This window comes from Nitratireductor sp. B36, assembly GCF_020833685.1.
Taxonomy (GTDB): Bacteria; Pseudomonadota; Alphaproteobacteria; order Rhizobiales; family Rhizobiaceae; genus Nitratireductor.
In genome coordinates this window covers 17,921-33,183 of record NZ_JACKZY010000004.1, presented here as the reverse complement: position 1 = coordinate 33,183, position 15,263 = coordinate 17,921, and the positions used below count along the sequence as shown (strand labels likewise).

The window sequence follows — 15,263 nt, the reverse complement described above, 5'->3', positions numbered from 1 at the left end:
GGTGAAAGACCTCGTCAGCGCGCTGAACGCGTGGGTACCTTGAAACGTGCCACGAGCCGCATCCCCAAGACGCCCAGAACGAGGAACATCCACACCGGGTCCGTCCGGCGAAAGAAGAAGCTTTCGAGGAATGCGTTGAACATGCTGAACGTCACCACCATCATGAAGAAGTCGGCGAGAAAGATGTTTTCGCGATAATGCGGTGTGCGCATGTAATCGCGGAGCGGCACGAGAAGAAAAGCGCAAACAGCTACAGCAAGGGCGGGAAGCCCCATACCGAGAGCAATATCGATATAGCCATTGTGGCCATGCACAATGCCGCGAATATCCCAAGGTCGGTCGAACGGCTGGTCTGAGGTGAAAACGAGCTCTGTCAGCCAGAAATTGTCGAAACCGTATCCAAAGATCGGCCTCTGGGCGATCATGTCGCCGGCAAAATCCCAGACCGGTGTTCGTCCGGTGTAGGTCAGGTCAGGCGCAAGTGTCGCGGCCAGTTCCCTGACCGGGCCGATAAAGACGATGCCGAGGGTGGCGACCGCTAGCGCACTGACTGCAGTGACCACGAGGAGCGGCACCAGAAACCGGAGACCAAATATGCCAGGCAACGCGATCAGCATCCCCGCCAACGGAACGGTGGCGGTGGTTGTTTTGGACCCGGTGTGGAAGACAAAGATCATCGCCAGAAGAGCCATTAAGCCGCCAGACCAGCGCCATCCGCGTCGCCAAAGATAAAGGCCGGCAAAGGCCAAACCAGCCATTACTGGCCCGGCGATGTTCTTGTGTGTGAAGACGCCCCGCCAAAGGCCGGCATGTTGTGCTTCCAGATCATAGGCCTGATGAACGGCCACGTCGCGCAGAGCGATAACACCGAAGTAGGAAAGGCCGAGGATCACAAAACCCGCACATGCCAGAACACTCGAAAACGCATCCGCATCGCGCGGCAGTGTCAGGACCGCTGCTACCGTGACAATTCCAATGATCGAGAAGGCGACCGTACGGATCGTGTCACTCGGCGCCGGAGTGTTGAGAGTGGCAAGGCCCACAAACCCCAGAAGCAATAGCCACCAGGGGCTGAGCAACGATACCAGCACCCGTCGGTCCACCAGCATCAGAAGTGACATCACGGCGATCCCACCCAGCGCACCGAAACCGAGCTGATTGACGATGTCACCACCATCCCCGGCGAGTTGCGCACCAGAAGGCTGAAACGGCCGAAATGAAACCATCAATACCGTGAGCAGCACCGCTGCGATGACAGTTGAGGGCTGACCTGTCGCGACCATACGCGCCAGGGATGACGATCCATGCCAACGCTGTTCTGCAACGCTGTTCATCGCTTCACACATATCCTGTCGGGCGGCGAACCATGCGCGCTGCGCCGTGAAAGGTAGGGAAGTCTTGCTCGTGCGTCATTGTAAAGGCGAAACCTGTTGCGCCTGTTCCATAAAGCGTGGCAGCGCTTAAGACAGCGTTAATTATACCAGGAGTTGGGTCGTCCAATCCAAACCCGGCCAACCCCTCGCGCCTATCCAATGGGCGGCGCTGCCGATGGCATGACCCAGACATTTCCCGTCTCCGGATGCCGAGCGATGGTCGCTTCGATGCGGTAGACGCGCCGAAGCAGATCCGATGTGAGAACAGATTCAGGTGTTCCCTCAGCCACCAGATGGCCCTGATCGAGCACACAAAGACGATCGCAGAACATGGCGGCAAGGTTGAGGTCGTGGAGCGCGGCCACCACAGTGGTTTGGAGCCCACGCAAGAAATGCAGGAGCTGGAGCTGGTGGTGAATGTCGAGATGGTTCGTCGGCTCATCAAGCACCAGGATGCTCGGCTGTTGCACCAGGGCTCGTGCAACGAGAACGCGCTGACGTTCGCCACCGGAGAGTGTGCGGAAAGCGCGATCCTGAAACGGAGCCAGCCCCATCAGCGCAATCGCCGCCGCAAGAAGTGCGTGGTCATGGGCCGTATCTGGCTCCAGGAGCTTCTTGTGCGCCGAGCGCCCCATGGCCACCACATCGCGCACCGTTAACGGAAAGTCTGCCGGCATGTCCTGAAGAACGGCACCCACATTGCGCGCCACCCATTCTGTGGGTTGGCGCCAGACGTCCTCCCCATTCACATGGACCGTGCCTGAGGCGGGCTTGTTGATGCGATAAGCGGTGCGCAACAGGCTCGATTTTCCCGCCCCATTCGGTCCGATGAGGCCGACCATCTCGCCTTCGCGAACATGGATCGACACACGGTCCACCAAAGTTTTTCTGCCGGCTTTGACGGTGACTGACCGCAGATCGAGCGTGCCGGGCCGAACACTCATCGTGAACCGCCCAGTCCACGCGCATCGCGCCGCAAGAGCCAGATGAAGAAGGGACCGCCCGCCAGCGCCGTGACGATCCCGACAGGCAGTTCCAGTGGTGCGATCACCGTCCGGGCGACGAGATCGGCACCAATAGTGAAGCTTGCGCCCAGCAGTGCCACCGCAGGCAATGCGCGTCGATGATCCGCCCCGACAAGAAACCGCACGATGTGCGGCATGATGAGGCCGACAAAACCGATGACCCCGGCCACGGCGACGGTGATGCCGATAAGCGCTGCCGCGAGCACGAACATGGTCTGGCGAAAGCGCTGGACATTGAGGCCGAGCGCCACCGCACTCTCGTCTCCCGCCATCAGGAGGTTGAGCCGTCGGGCCTGCACCAGCATCACGCCAAGCCCAATCGCCAGTGCGGCAAGTGGAACGGGGATCAGTTTCCACTGTGCCGTGCCAAACCCGCCCAGCGTCCAGAAAAGCACCCGTGAGGCAAGCTGTGGATCGGGTGATGTAAGCACGATCAGGCTTGTAAGCGCACTGAGGATCGCGCTCATCGCCACACCGGCCAGCACAAGGCGGGTCGGCGTTATGTGTCCGCCCGTTCGGGCCACCCAGAACACAGCAAAGAGCGTGACAAGCCCGCCCAGAAAGGCCGAAATGTGCAGTGTGAACACGCCGAAGCCCAAGAGCCCCCAACGCATCACCACCACCGCTCCCGTTGCCGCACCGGACGAAACACCCAGAATGCTCGGGCCCGCCAGCGGGTTGCGCACGATTGACTGGATGGTCATTCCAGTAACACCGAGGCTTGCACCAACCAGAGCAGCAAGCACGACGCGCGGCATGCGGGTTTGGACAACGATTGTCTCATGGACGGCGCGCCAGTAGGGCTCCACCAGAGTGTCGCCGAGAGCGAGATTGGCAAGGATGGCAACGGCCGTCCCGCCGGGAATGGGCACGGAACCGAGCATCAACCCGGCAACGGCCACAGTTGCAAGCAACGTCGCCATAAGGAGAATGACCAGAGCGTAGCCCGAAGCCCCGCCAACCACTGAGGGTGCGACACTCATTGAACGAATATTCACCCCATGGGTGGGTGGCGCTGACTGCAATACTGCCAGCAGCGCTTCATGGCTGTCCGGATCGTTCTGCTTCGGGACGGGTGCGTGCATGTTTCGGTTCCGCCCGGCCCGTTAATCGCCCATGCGGTCTGGGTGGAAGGCACGCGCCAGCTTCTCCACCGCATCAATGGAGCTCGGCCCCGGCTGTCCCCAGACGGAATCGATCGTCACGAAGTGTTCGCCGGCAATGCCCGGCACACCCTTCACCGTCGGGTTGGCTTTCAGGGTCTCGATCCGGCCCTTGCCCAGTTCGCCGGCCGGATCTCCCACCACCTGCCCGCCGGCGGTTCCGGAATAATAGACCACGATATAAACCGGCGCGCGCTCGGCAATCTGCTCCCAGGAGACCTGCCCATAACGATTTGCCACGTCGCCAAAGATGTTTTCACCACCGGCCCGCGACACCACATGCGACAGCATGGTGTTTCCGAGAACAGCACGGGGCGCCGATTCGCCGCCATTGAAGATGAACACCGGCAAGGCCTTCACGCCAGCAAGCTTCTCTTCCACGGCGGAAAGCCGCTCCTCGATGTCGGCGATCAGCGCTTCGCCACGCTCCCGAACGCCGAATATGGCCGCCACGGATCGGATCTCTTCATAGAGCTCATCGAAACCGAATTTTCCGAGATTGCACCCTTCGGTGTTGAGCCGCGTTTTCATTCCCAGATCGTGCAACTGGTCGCGCGTATGCCGGCTCTCGCTGAACCCGTCAGGATAGCCGGCATAAACAAAGTCGGCCTCCACCTCGATGAGTTGCTCCGTGGTGGCGACGAGCGGCGACAGCACCGGAACCTGGTTATAGGCTTCCTCATATTGCGGGCTGATCTTCAGGTTTGCCATGTAGGAAGTGCCTGCCATGCGTTCCTCAAGACCAAGAGCAAGCATCAACTCCGTGGCATTGTTGCTGAGCGTCACGGCCCGCGTCGGGGGTGCTTCATAGACTGTGGTGACCCCGCAATTCTCATCCGTATAGGGAAAACCGGGTTCGCCTGCGAGCGCAGGGGCCGAAATGATGAAGACGCCTGCGGCAGCAAGCGCGCGGAAACCCGCAATACGGTTCATGAACAAACTCCTTGGAAAGCCGGCTCATAGGCGGCGTTGTCGGATTGGGTTGTAGAGGGCAACTGCCCTTCCAGATGCGGGAGAACCTCTCTGGCGAAGAGCTCCATCCCCTGGAGCGCCACATCGTTGGCGATCAGGCCGTTGGCGCTGAAAAGGCAGCGGATGCTTTGCGATCCCGTGCGTGCGGAAAGCGCCTGCAATTGTGAATGGCAGTCCTCAGGCGTTCCCGCGATGGTGAAATCGGCCAGCATTTCAGTGCGGCTGCGTGGCTTTGGCGGCTTGAGCCCGCGCGACAGTGCCCGTTCGGCGCGGCGCCTGTTCAGCACCTCCAGGAGTGTGTCGACCCGGTCGTTGGCCTCAGCACGCGTCGGTGCGATCACCACGTATCGCGAAAGCGAGGAGGCTTTGAGGACCGCACGCGACCCGCCATGCCGTTTGAGCGCAGCATGAAGCACGGGCAATTGCCGCGCCTCATTGGGCTCCAGGCTGAGAAGCAGCGGAAAGCCGTGCCGCGCGGCGATGTCGACGGTTTCCTCCGAGACGCCAGCAACATAGATGGGTGGATGCGGCTTCTGAACCGGAGGTGGCCCCACTGCGACATTGGAGAATGTCCATGGACCGCTATCGGCGGAGCAATGTGGCTTTGTCCATGCCTCAATCATGATTCTCAGTGCTTCGCAGAAGCGCGGATGCGCTTCGTCCCGCTCAATCTCCAGCGCACTGAATGTTGAAGGTTCCGTGCCTCGTCCAATGCCCACATCGATCCGACCGCCGCTCTGAAAGTCGAGCTGCGCGATCTGTTCTGCCAGAAGAAGCGGGTGATAGAGCGGCAGGACGAGGATCGACGTGCCGAACCGCAGGCGCTCGGTCCGCGCCAAAATGTCTGCCCCCAGCAGCAGCGTGGAGGGATAGGGCAGCCTGTCGCGGGAGAAATGGAATTCATTGAACCAGATACCGCCAAAGCCCAGCGCGTCGGCGCGCTCTACGAGGCGCATCAGGGCGGCATGATCGCCCAGCGTCCCTTCGCGGGCGAACCCGGCCAGATCAACGCGCATTCAAGGCACCCCCAGAGAGAAAATCACGAGATCGGGGATCGTTTATCCGAAATGGTATAACATATCGAGTCAAATCGAACGTGAAACACCGTTTTGTCGCCGGCAAGGCCGTGCCTGCATGCATGCTGGTCCTCCTGCCGGCGCACCTCGTCCGGCGTTCATGGTCAATGCATGAGGCAGGTCTCCTGGCTTGCGGCTCGGACGTTCCCTCCGCCTTCCCGGCTTGCGCCAGTGGCATTGGAAAGAACTTGCCGCTTACAGTTGCGAGGGCAGCCCCGGATTTGATCCCCCAAGGGAGATCGCACCGGGTTCCCTTTTCATCCGCAGAATGCGGAACCGCATGCACCAGTGACCCTACCGGCGAAGCGTGCGCAGCGCAACACGCTCAACCATCGGGAAGCGGTTATCCCGCCATGGATTGTCACCAGGGACAAGCAGGTTCTGCGAAAGAGAAACGATGCGTCAATCAGCCGGCGCGGTCTGCAAGAAGCCGGGCGGTAAACAGATCCAGATGGGCCCCGCCGACATTCTTGCACACAGTAATTTCTTCTTGTGATTGTCGTCCGGTTTTCCGGCCGGCGCAGAGATCAAAGAAATCGGCCTGCACGTCTTCCCAGCCAATCACGCCGGCGCGGACCGGACGCGCCAGATCGCCCGCCCCCTCCATGCCCTGCCTGGTATCAACAAAGATCGTGCCGCGTTTCATGGCATCATCATCCGTTTCGCGCATGTGCGGAAGGTAAGCGCCCACGAGGTCAAGATGGGCACCCGGTTTCAGCAAGCGCCCCTTCACCAGCGGTTCCTCCGCCATTGTGACGCAGGAGATGACGTCGGCCAGGCGGACGGCTTCGTCGAGGTCGTTGACAGCCTCGGCGCTTGTCGGGCCCTCAATCGACAAGGCAAGCGCTTTCGCCCGCTCATGCGTGCGATTCCAGATCAGGACACGCTTTATGCCGGGCCGGGCAGTGCAGTGGGCCTCGATCATATGTGGCGCAAGCCCGCCTGCCCCGACGACCAGCAGCGTTTCTACATCCTGCCTTGCCAAAAGCCGAGCGCCCAGGGCGGAATCGGCGGCTGTCTTGCGAAAGGTCATGGCCTCGCCATCGGCGGCCAGAAGGGGGGTACCGGTGCGGGCATCAAACACGCATACGAGGCCCTGCACCGAGGCTTGTGGCGGCGTGAGGGACAGGTTCTGAGGGAATACCCCGACCATCTTGACTGCGATGACATCCTTCTGCTGCCAGCCGACAAGGGTCACGAATTTGTTCGCACCGCCGTTCGGCTCGTCCGCAATCAGGTTTGCCGTCTCCGGCATGACGCCGCGGTGCGCCTGTTCGAGCGCATCGATCAAGGAGGCGTAGTCGAGGGTTTCGTGCACGGATTGAGCATCGATGTATCGCATGAGACGTCTCAGAACAGGAGGTTGGGCAGGGCTGTGACCAGCGGCGGAAAGAAGGCCAGAAGAAGCAGAACCGCGATAAGCGCCGCCAGGAACGGTAAGGCCTCGCGGGTGTATTCCTCCACCGAACAACGGGTGATGGCGCAAACCGTATAGAGAACCGTTCCAACCGGCGGCGTCAGCGACCCGATGGTTGTGTTCAAAACGAGGAGCACGCCGAAATGGACGGGATCGATCCCGAGCAGGCGCGTGACCTCCAGAAGCAATGGCGCAAGAATGACGAGCAGAGCCAACCCTTCCAGAACCGTTCCAAGAGCAAGCAGCCCCAGCATGATGATTAGAAGGACCACGTGCGGATTGTCGGAGACAAGCAATAGCGCACCGACGATCTGCTGGGGAATTTGCTCCAGGGCAAGGATCATCGAAAACACGCTTGCAGAGGCGACGATGAACAGAACGCTGGCAGTGGTGTGGGCGGATTCGCGAAGCAATGCATAAGTATCTCCGAGGCCTATCCCCCGGTAGATGACGAGGCCGACGGCGAACGCATAGATGGCCGCGATCGCGCCCAGCTCCGTGGGTGTGAACCATCCGGTTCGCAAACCGAAGATGAGCATGACAGGCATGGCGAGCGCCCACAGGGCAGCACGGCCACGGCTGAAAACTTCGGTCGCGGGTGCCCTCGTCTCGCGTTCCGGCCGGTATCCGCGGCGCTTGGCAATCAGCCGCACCGTCAGCAACAAAGCGCCCGTGATCAGGAAGGCCGGAACGACCCCACCAAGGAAAAGCCGCCCGATCGAAGTGTTGGTGAGCAAGCCGTAGATGATGAGGCCAATGCTTGGCGGCATGATCGGCGCAATGGCGCCGGATGCCGCACTGATGACGGAGGCAAAACCGTTGGAATAGCCCTTGTCGCGCATGATCGGAGCAATGGTGCGTGCATCGATCGCGGCGTCGGCATTGGATGATCCCGACATCGCACCCAGAAACAGGGAGTTCATCACGGCCACCTGCGCCAGACCACCCCACCAATGCCCCACCAGCGCATTGGCAAAACCATAAAGGCGCTCGGCAATGCCGCCACGGGCCATGGCGGCGCCCGCGACCACGAAGAAGGGGACGGCCAGAAGCGGAAAGGATTCCAGTGCCGAGGACATGCGTTGAGCCACAATGCTCGCCATCATCGGGTTCACGGCGAAATAGGCGACCGATGTTCCCAGCAGAACGAAGGCGATCGGTGTTCCGAGAACAAGAAGCAGCAGGAAGACAATCGCAATGAGGGTCAAGGCCGATCCTCCGGACCCGCCTTCAAACGCTCCCACGCCTGTGTGATCTGAACGAGGATCAGCACGGCCATGGCTGCCAGGAGTCCTGCAGAGACGATCCATTTTGGCCAACCCAGAGCGAGAAAGCGTGTAAAGCGCGCCGTGGCGATCTGTGCCTGTGCGGCATCGATCACCGCGAGTGCAATGACGGTGACAATGACGTGGACCAGCAACTGCACAGCAAGGCGCCAACGGGGTGGCAAGCGGTTGGAGAAAAAGCTCACCCCAAAGAGCTGGCCATTGAGGGCCGCCCCGACGACGCCGAACCACACGACACCGGCAAAGGCCACCAGCGCGAGATCATGCGCTGCGTGAAAGGTGAGGCCAAACAAGCCGCGCGCGAGAACATTGGCGCTTACGACCAGCAGAACAACGCCCAGCAGAATGGCCGGGATGACCGAACCAACAACGGAAAAGAACCTGTGCAGCACTCCCCTCACCTTTCCTCCCGGGATCCCCTCGCCCGCATTGTTATGTTGTCAGGTCAAGTGATCGGCGACGATGTCCCGCTGTTGAGAACACCACCGCCGTTCACTTGGGGTCGATGGCAATCACGGATTGCCCCAACACACCACCGACCCTCAAGCGACCCTCAAGTCAATTTCCGGTAGCGGCGGCACGGACCTTGTCGTAGAGCCCTTCAGGCCATTGCGGAAAGCTATTGTAGAAGCCAGCCGTCGCTTTGCGGTAGGCATCGATGTCGGCCTCGTGGAACGTGACGCCAGCGGCTTCAAACTCCTTGCGGATCTCCGCGGCCTTCTCTTCCGACAGAGTTGTCAACTCGCGCCCGCCCTGACGGAACTCCTCCACGAGAATCGCGCGGTCCTCATCGCTGATCGACTGATAGGCAGCCTCACTCATCACCCATCCAGTGAAGAGGTTGAAATGCCCGGTCAAAGTGAGGTGTTTTGCCGGTTCATACCAGCGGCTCGCACGAAGGCCGGTCAATGGCGCCTCGGCAGCTGTCACAACGCCCTGCGACAAAGCCGAGTAGACCTCCGCCGCCTCGACCGTCGTCGCAATGACCTCAAGGGGTTCGAATGTCTTCAGCCATGTTTCCACCGGTGGCACCCGCATCCGCACACCTTTCAGATCGGACGGCTCCACATAGGGTGCATCACCGATCATGTGACGGGGCCCATCGAACCAGTTGATCGCAAGAACCCGGATTGCCGCCTTTTCAGCCAACTGGTCATAGTAGCCCTGCATCAGGTCCGAATTGGCGAGGCGCTCCCCCTGTTCACTGTCGTCAATGATGAACGGGCCTTCAACGACGGACAGTTCCGGTACGCCGAAAGTGGCCATGAAGGAGGCCGAGGTAAAGGTGATTATGGGCTGTCCCTGGCTTGCCTGCTCCAGTGAATCACTGGTCGAGCCAAGCTGCCCCGAAGGAAAAAGCTGGAAGGCGACGCGGCCTTCAGTACGCTCGGTGATGCGTTCGGCTACCTTTTCCACCATGACAACCGAATCCGCTGTGGGCGGATTGACCGAGGCAATGCGCAAGGTGACTTCCGCGGCATGAGCGGCAGGTAAAACCGCCATCGCCACGCCAGCTGCCATGCTGCCCAGCATGGTTCGACGTTTGATCAAGTTCATGTTTCTGTTCCCCATGATTGCTCCTCCGTTTTGGCGCGCCCGTCTCATGCAATGAGCGCCTTCTCCCTGCGTTCGCGGCGGCAATGTTTCCACCGCCGCGCTCAGATTTTCCCCTCAGTAATCGTGGATCTTCTTCATGTAGCGCCGCGCTTCGAGCATGGTGTGATTGCGGCGCTGGGCGAGCTTGTAGGCAAACCCCCAAAGGGCATCGAAGAAGATCAGTGGCACGAGATAGCCCTGGAACGCCGCGTCGATCCCATTCAGATCGAGCTCGGCTGCATCCAGAACCATGATCCTGTCGCGATCACCGAACCGGTAGAGAAAGTCGCGCGTGCGCTCTTCGATGCGCCGCGTCTCATCCATCCCTATGAGAAGAATGGCATTGGTGTTTTCATCGACGACCTCGAAAGGCCCGTGAAAGAACTCGTTCGCATGAATGGCCTGCGAGTTGATCCACTGCATTTCCATCAACACGCAGATGGCGAAGGAGTAAGCCGCCCCATAATCGGCGCCACTGGCCGCGGTGTAGATGACCGAACTGTCCTTGAACCGGTCCGCATAGGTTTCGAAGCGATCTTCATAGACGCTCTTTGCCTGATCGATGGCCGACTGCAGATTGCCGAGACTGGACAAAAGCGAGGAGACAACATCGCGCCCTTCCCGCTGGCGCAAAAGGCCCGCCAAAATCATGTAGAGAACAGCGTAATTGCTGTCTGCAGGGTCGATCGGAACACCAGTTGTGTAGGGCGCATCGTAGCGCACCACATGGTCTGCCGCCTCGGCCAAAGGGGATTGAGGATCGAGCGTCATGGCCACGGTCACAGCGCCGTTCTCACGCGCAAACCTGGCAGCGTTCGCGGTTTCCCGCGTGGTGCCCGTCTGCGAGCAGAGGATCACCAGCGCCTTCTCGCCCAGATGACGGGGATGGCGGCAAATGAATTCATCCGCATTGTAGAGATCGGACGTGATCGTCTCGAAATGCCGATCGATAAAGTATTTTCCCGGGTACATGATCGACAGGGATCCACCGCAAGCAACCAGAAACACATGGGTGATCTCGCGTTGCCCGATCGCCTCCAGGGCCATCTGCACATCCGGGCTCAATTCACGCTTCATACCAATTCCTCTGCACAGCCTCCCCTTACCGGAGACCTTGTTGACACCATGGGGCCATTGTGGGAACGTTCTCACATCTTGTCAATCGGAATAGAGAAAAATGGTTCGAATCGCGGCGATCGGAGACAATGATGTCGACTGCTACCTCTCCAACGGGCTGATGTATCCGGGAGGAAATTGCTACAATGTATCCGTCTTTGCCCGCCGCTTCGGCGCCGATAGCGCCTATGTCGGCGCTATGGCCGACGACGCGGCGGGGAGGCATATGCGCGATGTTCTGCTGCAGGAAGGCGTTGGCATAGAACGACTGCGCACTGTCGAAGGTATCACGGCCTATTGTGTCATCGGCCATGTGGACGGGGACAGGGTGTTCCTCAACAATGATTTCGGCGTCTCGCGCTTCATCCCCGATATGGACGATTTCGATTTCCTGTCAGGATTTGACGTTGCCCATGTGGGCCAAAGCAGCGCGCTTGACCCATGGCTTCCGGAGATCGCTCAGCGAACAGCTCTTTCCTATGATTTTGCCGTTCGTCACGAAGCGGACCATATCGCTCAAGTCGCTCCGTTGTGCCTGTTGGCGTCCGTTTCCACCAGCCATCTCTCACAGAAGGATGCGGTGGAGCTTGCCCGAACGATAAGAAATGCAGGCGCGCAATGGGTGCTGGCAACCCGAGGGCGCGATGGCGCCGTTCTCCTTAACGGCGACACGCAATACGACATGCAAGCTGTTTCAGTTGAGGCGGTGGACACTCTTGGCGCCGGCGACACTTTCATCGCCCGAACCCTGGTCGGTCTCATGACGAAGGAAAATCCAGGCGACACGCTGTCGGCCGCTGCCGCGGCGGCTGCCAAAACCTGCTCCTACTATGGGGCCGTCGGCTATGGGGTGCCCATCGATCTCCCGGTACAACTCGAGATGGCGCGAGCCACGCTCAACCAGAGCTCGCCGGCGGCTGAATAGACTCTCTCCGAATCAGGTCGGCCTTCAACACAGAACGGGATGGCGACCGCGCGCCATCGACGATGCGGTCGAGCACCAGCCGCGCGGCTCTTTCACCGACCTCTCTTGTCGGCTGCACAACGGCGCTGATCGTCGGCTCGTGGAATTGCATCCAGTCGAGGTCGTCGAAGCACACCAGTGAGATGTCTTCCGGAATCGAAAGCCGCTTTTCCTTCAATACGCCCATCAGCGCAGCAGACATCAGGCCATCGGTGGAGAAGAACGCGGTGGGGGGGGCAGTGTTTCGGAAACAGGATGCTATGGCTTCAGTGGCAGCATCGACCGAATAGGTGCCGACACGTGCCACAAGTGCCGGATCGACGGATACTCCGGCCTCCAGATGCGCCTGCAGATAGCCAAGCAGGCGTTGCCAACTGGGAAACAGATGATCCGGCAAGACCGTGCCCGCCAAGACGCCGGCGATAAAATCCTCGAGATTCCCGCCCTGCCACCATTCGAGTTCGGCCACGATACCGATGCGCCGGTGGCCGGCCGCAATAAGCTCAGCCGTGCAGCGTCTGGACGCCGACACATTGTCGACAGTCACAGCATCGGTGTCCAATCCTTCGACAATACGGTCGATCTGGACCAGGGGCTTCCCTGTGGCGACAAAAGCCTGAAGGTGTTTCGCGCCTGACAATTGAGCCGGGGCAACAATCAGACCATCCACCTGCTTCTGGATGAGCAGCTCTACGGCCTCAATCTCCTTCTGGGGGTCTTCATCGCTGCCGGTCAGCAGAATGCCGAAGCCCTCGGCACGCGAAACATCGTAGATCCCACGGAGAACGCTGGAATAAAACGGGCTTTGGATATCCCCGGCAACGACACCGATCGTCTTGGTCACGCCGGTGATCAGGCTGCGCGCAAGCTGGTTGGGTCGATAGCCGAGCTTGCGGGCGCTTTCCTGAACGCGATTGCGCACATCCTCGCTGCTGTAGCCATAGCCGCCCAGAACCCGGCCGGCGGTGGCCGTGCCCACCCCTGCCAGTCTGGCAACCTCCGCGATCGTAACCTTGCGGCTTTTATCCTGTGTCACAGCGACCCTCCGGGCCCTCTATCTCGCAAAGCCGCCGCTCCGGCAAGCCACCTCTTTCATCAATCAGTTCCTGGAAGCTGGAATGAGCGTTTGGGATATGTCTATCCGGGAAACCGCATCCCGTATGCGGTTGATCACCTCGCGTCCCACGAGCGGCAACTCATGCACGTGCGACGTGATCAGCCAGATGGACGTTTCAATGCGCTCGGCGAGCGGGCGGAAGACGACTCTGGGGTCCTGGGGCGCAACGAGGGCCAGACTGGAGATGATCGAGACACCAAAACCGGCACTCACCATGGCGCAGGCGGCTTCCAGCATTTGAACCTCGGCAACCTCACGTGGACTGATCCCGATTGCGTGGAAGGCTTCATAGATTGCCGGGTAAGACATGTCGCTTCGCCCCAGCGCGATGAACGGGTCGTCACAAAGATCCCGCAGTGAAACCACCTGCTTGCTGGCCAGGTGATGGTCTGCCGGAAGCGCACAGATCATCGGCAACTGCGCAAAGGGTTCGCAGTGAAGCATGCTGTGGGTGGCAGGCACCAGCGAAAGGCCGAAATCCGCTGATCGCGTGAGCATCACATCCGCAATGCTGGGTGAAGTGCGCGTCAGGAGGGTGACTTTAAGCCCCGTGTCACGACCAAGCATGTCGGCCACAACACGCGGTATGAGCTGAAGACCGATGGCAGGGAACCCGACAATCGTTAGCTGCCCCCGGTCGAACTCGCGAATCTCCCGCGCAGCCTTGTGCACCCGGAGCACACCTGCCTCCAGCTTGGCCGTTTCCGTGTAGAGCACCCGTGCCTCGGGTGTCGGAACAAGACGGCCCGTCTCGCGATTGAACAGCCTTATCTCGCAGGAATCCTCGAAAAGTTTCAATAGCTTGCTCACAGCCGGCTGGCTGACATGCAACGCCTCTGCGGCTTTGGTCACAGAGCCACTCGTCATGAAAGCATTGAAGGCTTCGATTTGTCGGACATTGGTTTTGCGCATCGCAAAGACATAACCTTTTGGAATACCGAGGGCAAATAATATGATTTGAAATTCAGATGCCGTCTCCTTTGAATAGGCGCGCCACCGCACAAGAACAAAGGGGAAGACAATGAATAGGATTTGGCGATCGCTGGCGCATGGAATGCTGGCTGCGAGTTGCTCGGTCTTGGCCACCGGGGCTGCACTGGCGCAGGAGAAGACGCTGACCGTCGGGGGGTATGGAGGGTCTTTCGAAACGCTGATGAAGGAACTCATCATCCCTGAATTCGAAAGCCGACATGAGGTCAAGATCCAATTCGTGCCAGGAAACTCCACGGAGAACCTTGCACGACTCCAAGCGCAGAAGGGCAATCAGGAGCTGGATGTTGTCATTCTTGACGACGGTCCGATGTATCAGGCCGACGCTCTCGGCTTCTGCGCGCCCATGACATCCTCCACACCGGGCGATGACATTTATGACATCGCGAAGCTTGGGCCCAATTCGATCGGGATCGGCTTTGTGGCCACCGGCTTTACCTACAACACCGCGTGGTTTGAACGCGAAGGTTGGGAGCCGCCGTCAAGCTGGATGGACCTGGCGGACGAAAAATACAGCCAGATCCTGTCCATCCCGCCGATCTCGAATACATATGGCCTGCACACGCTTGTGATGATGGCGCGCCTGAATGGTGGCGGGGAAAAGAATATCGACCCTGGCTTCAGCACCATGGCGGAAAAGGTCGCGCCCAACATCCTGGTGTTCGAGCCTTCATCCGGCAAGATGTCCGAGCTCTTCCAATCGGAGGAAATCGCCCTCTCGATCTGGGGTTCGGGCCGTACAAAGTCCCTTGCCGACACAGGCTTTCCGGCAAAGTTCGCTTATCCCAAGGAGGGCGCTGTCGCTCTTATGCTGGCTGCATGTCCAGTGGTCGAAAGCGATGTGTCCGATCTGGCCAACGCCTTCGTTGACTTCCTGCTAGAACCGGAAATCCAGGTGCGCCTCGCCGATGCCATGGGCTCTGGTCCGGTCAACAAGAATGCCGAGCTGCCGGAGGAGCTGGCTGCCTCGCTTCCTTACGGGCCTGAGCAGATCGGCAAGCTGATTGCCGTCGACTGGGACACGATCAACCCGGCCCGCGAAGAGTGGACCAAGCGTTGGGCACGCGAAATCGAACGCTGATCGCAACCCTGGAAATCGTCATCCCCGTTCCGGGCGAAGTTACCGCTGCCGCCATCTGGCGGAGACCGGGTGGCTTCGCCCCCGGGG

The 15,263-nt window shown here is 60.0% G+C and carries 14 protein-coding genes and 1 riboswitch; of the genes, 2 read left to right on the top strand and 12 right to left on the bottom strand.

Going from position 1 to position 15,263, the window contains the following annotated elements:
- Positions 1-14 precede the first annotated feature (14 nt).
- The 10 genes from H7H48_RS16390 to H7H48_RS16345 form a co-directional block, all read right to left on the bottom strand.
- Positions 15-1,334 (bottom strand): O-antigen ligase, encoded by a 1,320-nt coding sequence (locus tag H7H48_RS16390; protein WP_229450137.1) that lies wholly within the window; start codon positions 1,332-1,334, stop codon positions 15-17.
- Between the two features lie 191 nt (positions 1,335-1,525).
- Positions 1,526-2,317, bottom strand: a complete 792-nt coding sequence (locus H7H48_RS16385) for an ABC transporter ATP-binding protein (protein WP_229450136.1) — start codon at positions 2,315-2,317, stop codon at positions 1,526-1,528.
- Positions 2,314-3,483, bottom strand: coding sequence for an iron ABC transporter permease (locus tag H7H48_RS16380; protein ID WP_229450135.1), 1,170 nt, complete (start codon positions 3,481-3,483; stop codon positions 2,314-2,316). Before H7H48_RS16380 ends, H7H48_RS16385 begins: the two co-directional genes overlap by 4 nt.
- 21 nt (positions 3,484-3,504) lie before the next feature.
- Positions 3,505-4,494: an ABC transporter substrate-binding protein gene (locus H7H48_RS16375; protein ID WP_229450134.1), complete on the bottom strand. Its 990-nt coding sequence runs from the start codon at positions 4,492-4,494 to the stop codon at positions 3,505-3,507.
- Positions 4,491-5,549, bottom strand: a complete 1,059-nt coding sequence (locus tag H7H48_RS16370) for an LLM class flavin-dependent oxidoreductase (RefSeq protein WP_229450133.1) — start codon at positions 5,547-5,549, stop codon at positions 4,491-4,493. The genes H7H48_RS16375 and H7H48_RS16370 overlap by 4 nt, the downstream gene beginning before the upstream one ends.
- Before the next feature lie 157 nt (positions 5,550-5,706).
- Positions 5,707-5,905: riboswitch (cobalamin riboswitch) on the bottom strand.
- A gap of 110 nt (positions 5,906-6,015) precedes the next feature.
- Complete coding sequence (locus H7H48_RS16365) at positions 6,016-6,951, bottom strand: ornithine cyclodeaminase family protein (RefSeq protein ID WP_229450132.1); 936 nt, start codon at positions 6,949-6,951, stop codon at positions 6,016-6,018.
- Between the two features lie 8 nt (positions 6,952-6,959).
- Positions 6,960-8,234: a TRAP transporter large permease gene (locus H7H48_RS16360; protein ID WP_229450131.1), complete on the bottom strand. Its 1,275-nt coding sequence runs from the start codon at positions 8,232-8,234 to the stop codon at positions 6,960-6,962.
- Positions 8,231-8,704 (bottom strand): TRAP transporter small permease, encoded by a 474-nt coding sequence (locus tag H7H48_RS16355; RefSeq protein WP_229450130.1) that lies wholly within the window; start codon positions 8,702-8,704, stop codon positions 8,231-8,233. Before H7H48_RS16355 ends, H7H48_RS16360 begins: the two co-directional genes overlap by 4 nt.
- Positions 8,705-8,870: 166 nt before the next feature.
- Positions 8,871-9,869, bottom strand: coding sequence for a TRAP transporter substrate-binding protein DctP (dctP, locus tag H7H48_RS16350; protein WP_229450129.1), 999 nt, complete (start codon positions 9,867-9,869; stop codon positions 8,871-8,873).
- A gap of 114 nt (positions 9,870-9,983) precedes the next feature.
- Positions 9,984-10,985 carry an SIS domain-containing protein gene (locus H7H48_RS16345; RefSeq protein WP_229450128.1) on the bottom strand — a complete coding sequence of 334 codons (1,002 nt, stop codon included), beginning with the start codon at positions 10,983-10,985 and terminating at the stop codon, positions 9,984-9,986.
- A gap of 100 nt (positions 10,986-11,085) precedes the next feature.
- Between H7H48_RS16345 and H7H48_RS16340 the strand changes: the two genes are divergently transcribed.
- Positions 11,086-11,949, top strand: a complete 864-nt coding sequence (locus tag H7H48_RS16340; RefSeq protein ID WP_229450127.1) for a PfkB family carbohydrate kinase — start codon at positions 11,086-11,088, stop codon at positions 11,947-11,949.
- Here the strand turns inward: H7H48_RS16340 and H7H48_RS16335 are convergent.
- Together H7H48_RS16335 and H7H48_RS16330 are read right to left on the bottom strand one after the other, a co-directional pair.
- Positions 11,921-13,024, bottom strand: coding sequence for a LacI family DNA-binding transcriptional regulator (locus H7H48_RS16335; RefSeq protein ID WP_229450126.1), 1,104 nt, complete (start codon positions 13,022-13,024; stop codon positions 11,921-11,923). The two genes, H7H48_RS16340 and H7H48_RS16335, sit on opposite strands and share 29 nt — an antisense overlap.
- Positions 13,025-13,087: 63 nt before the next feature.
- Positions 13,088-14,017 (bottom strand): LysR substrate-binding domain-containing protein, encoded by a 930-nt coding sequence (locus H7H48_RS16330; RefSeq protein ID WP_255664021.1) that lies wholly within the window; start codon positions 14,015-14,017, stop codon positions 13,088-13,090.
- Positions 14,018-14,126: 109 nt separating this feature from the next.
- Between H7H48_RS16330 and H7H48_RS16325 the strand changes: the two genes are divergently transcribed.
- Entirely contained in the window at positions 14,127-15,176 is a 1,050-nt protein-coding gene (locus H7H48_RS16325) for an ABC transporter substrate-binding protein (protein WP_229450124.1), read from the top strand.
- The last annotated feature ends 87 nt before the right edge of the window (positions 15,177-15,263 follow it).

Bases quoted from the DNA above. Each gene is read 5' to 3' on its own strand.
- H7H48_RS16380 (WP_229450135.1), bottom strand. From the start codon at position 3,483: ATGCACGCACCCGTCCCGAAGCAGAACGATCCGGACAGCCATGAAGCG.
- H7H48_RS16365 (WP_229450132.1), bottom strand. From the start codon at position 6,951: ATGCGATACATCGATGCTCAATCCGTGCACGAAACCCTCGACTACGCC.
- H7H48_RS16340 (WP_229450127.1), top strand. From the start codon at position 11,086: ATGGTTCGAATCGCGGCGATCGGAGACAATGATGTCGACTGCTACCTC.
- H7H48_RS16385 (WP_229450136.1), bottom strand. From the start codon at position 2,317: ATGAGTGTTCGGCCCGGCACGCTCGATCTGCGGTCAGTCACCGTCAAA.
- H7H48_RS16370 (WP_229450133.1), bottom strand. From the start codon at position 5,549: ATGCGCGTTGATCTGGCCGGGTTCGCCCGCGAAGGGACGCTGGGCGAT.
- H7H48_RS16390 (WP_229450137.1), bottom strand. From the start codon at position 1,334: ATGAACAGCGTTGCAGAACAGCGTTGGCATGGATCGTCATCCCTGGCG.
- dctP (WP_229450129.1), bottom strand. From the start codon at position 9,869: ATGAACTTGATCAAACGTCGAACCATGCTGGGCAGCATGGCAGCTGGC.
- H7H48_RS16375 (WP_229450134.1), bottom strand. From the start codon at position 4,494: ATGAACCGTATTGCGGGTTTCCGCGCGCTTGCTGCCGCAGGCGTCTTC.
- H7H48_RS16345 (WP_229450128.1), bottom strand. From the start codon at position 10,985: ATGAAGCGTGAATTGAGCCCGGATGTGCAGATGGCCCTGGAGGCGATC.
- H7H48_RS16325 (WP_229450124.1), top strand. From the start codon at position 14,127: ATGAATAGGATTTGGCGATCGCTGGCGCATGGAATGCTGGCTGCGAGT.
- H7H48_RS16330 (WP_255664021.1), bottom strand. From the start codon at position 14,017: ATGCGCAAAACCAATGTCCGACAAATCGAAGCCTTCAATGCTTTCATG.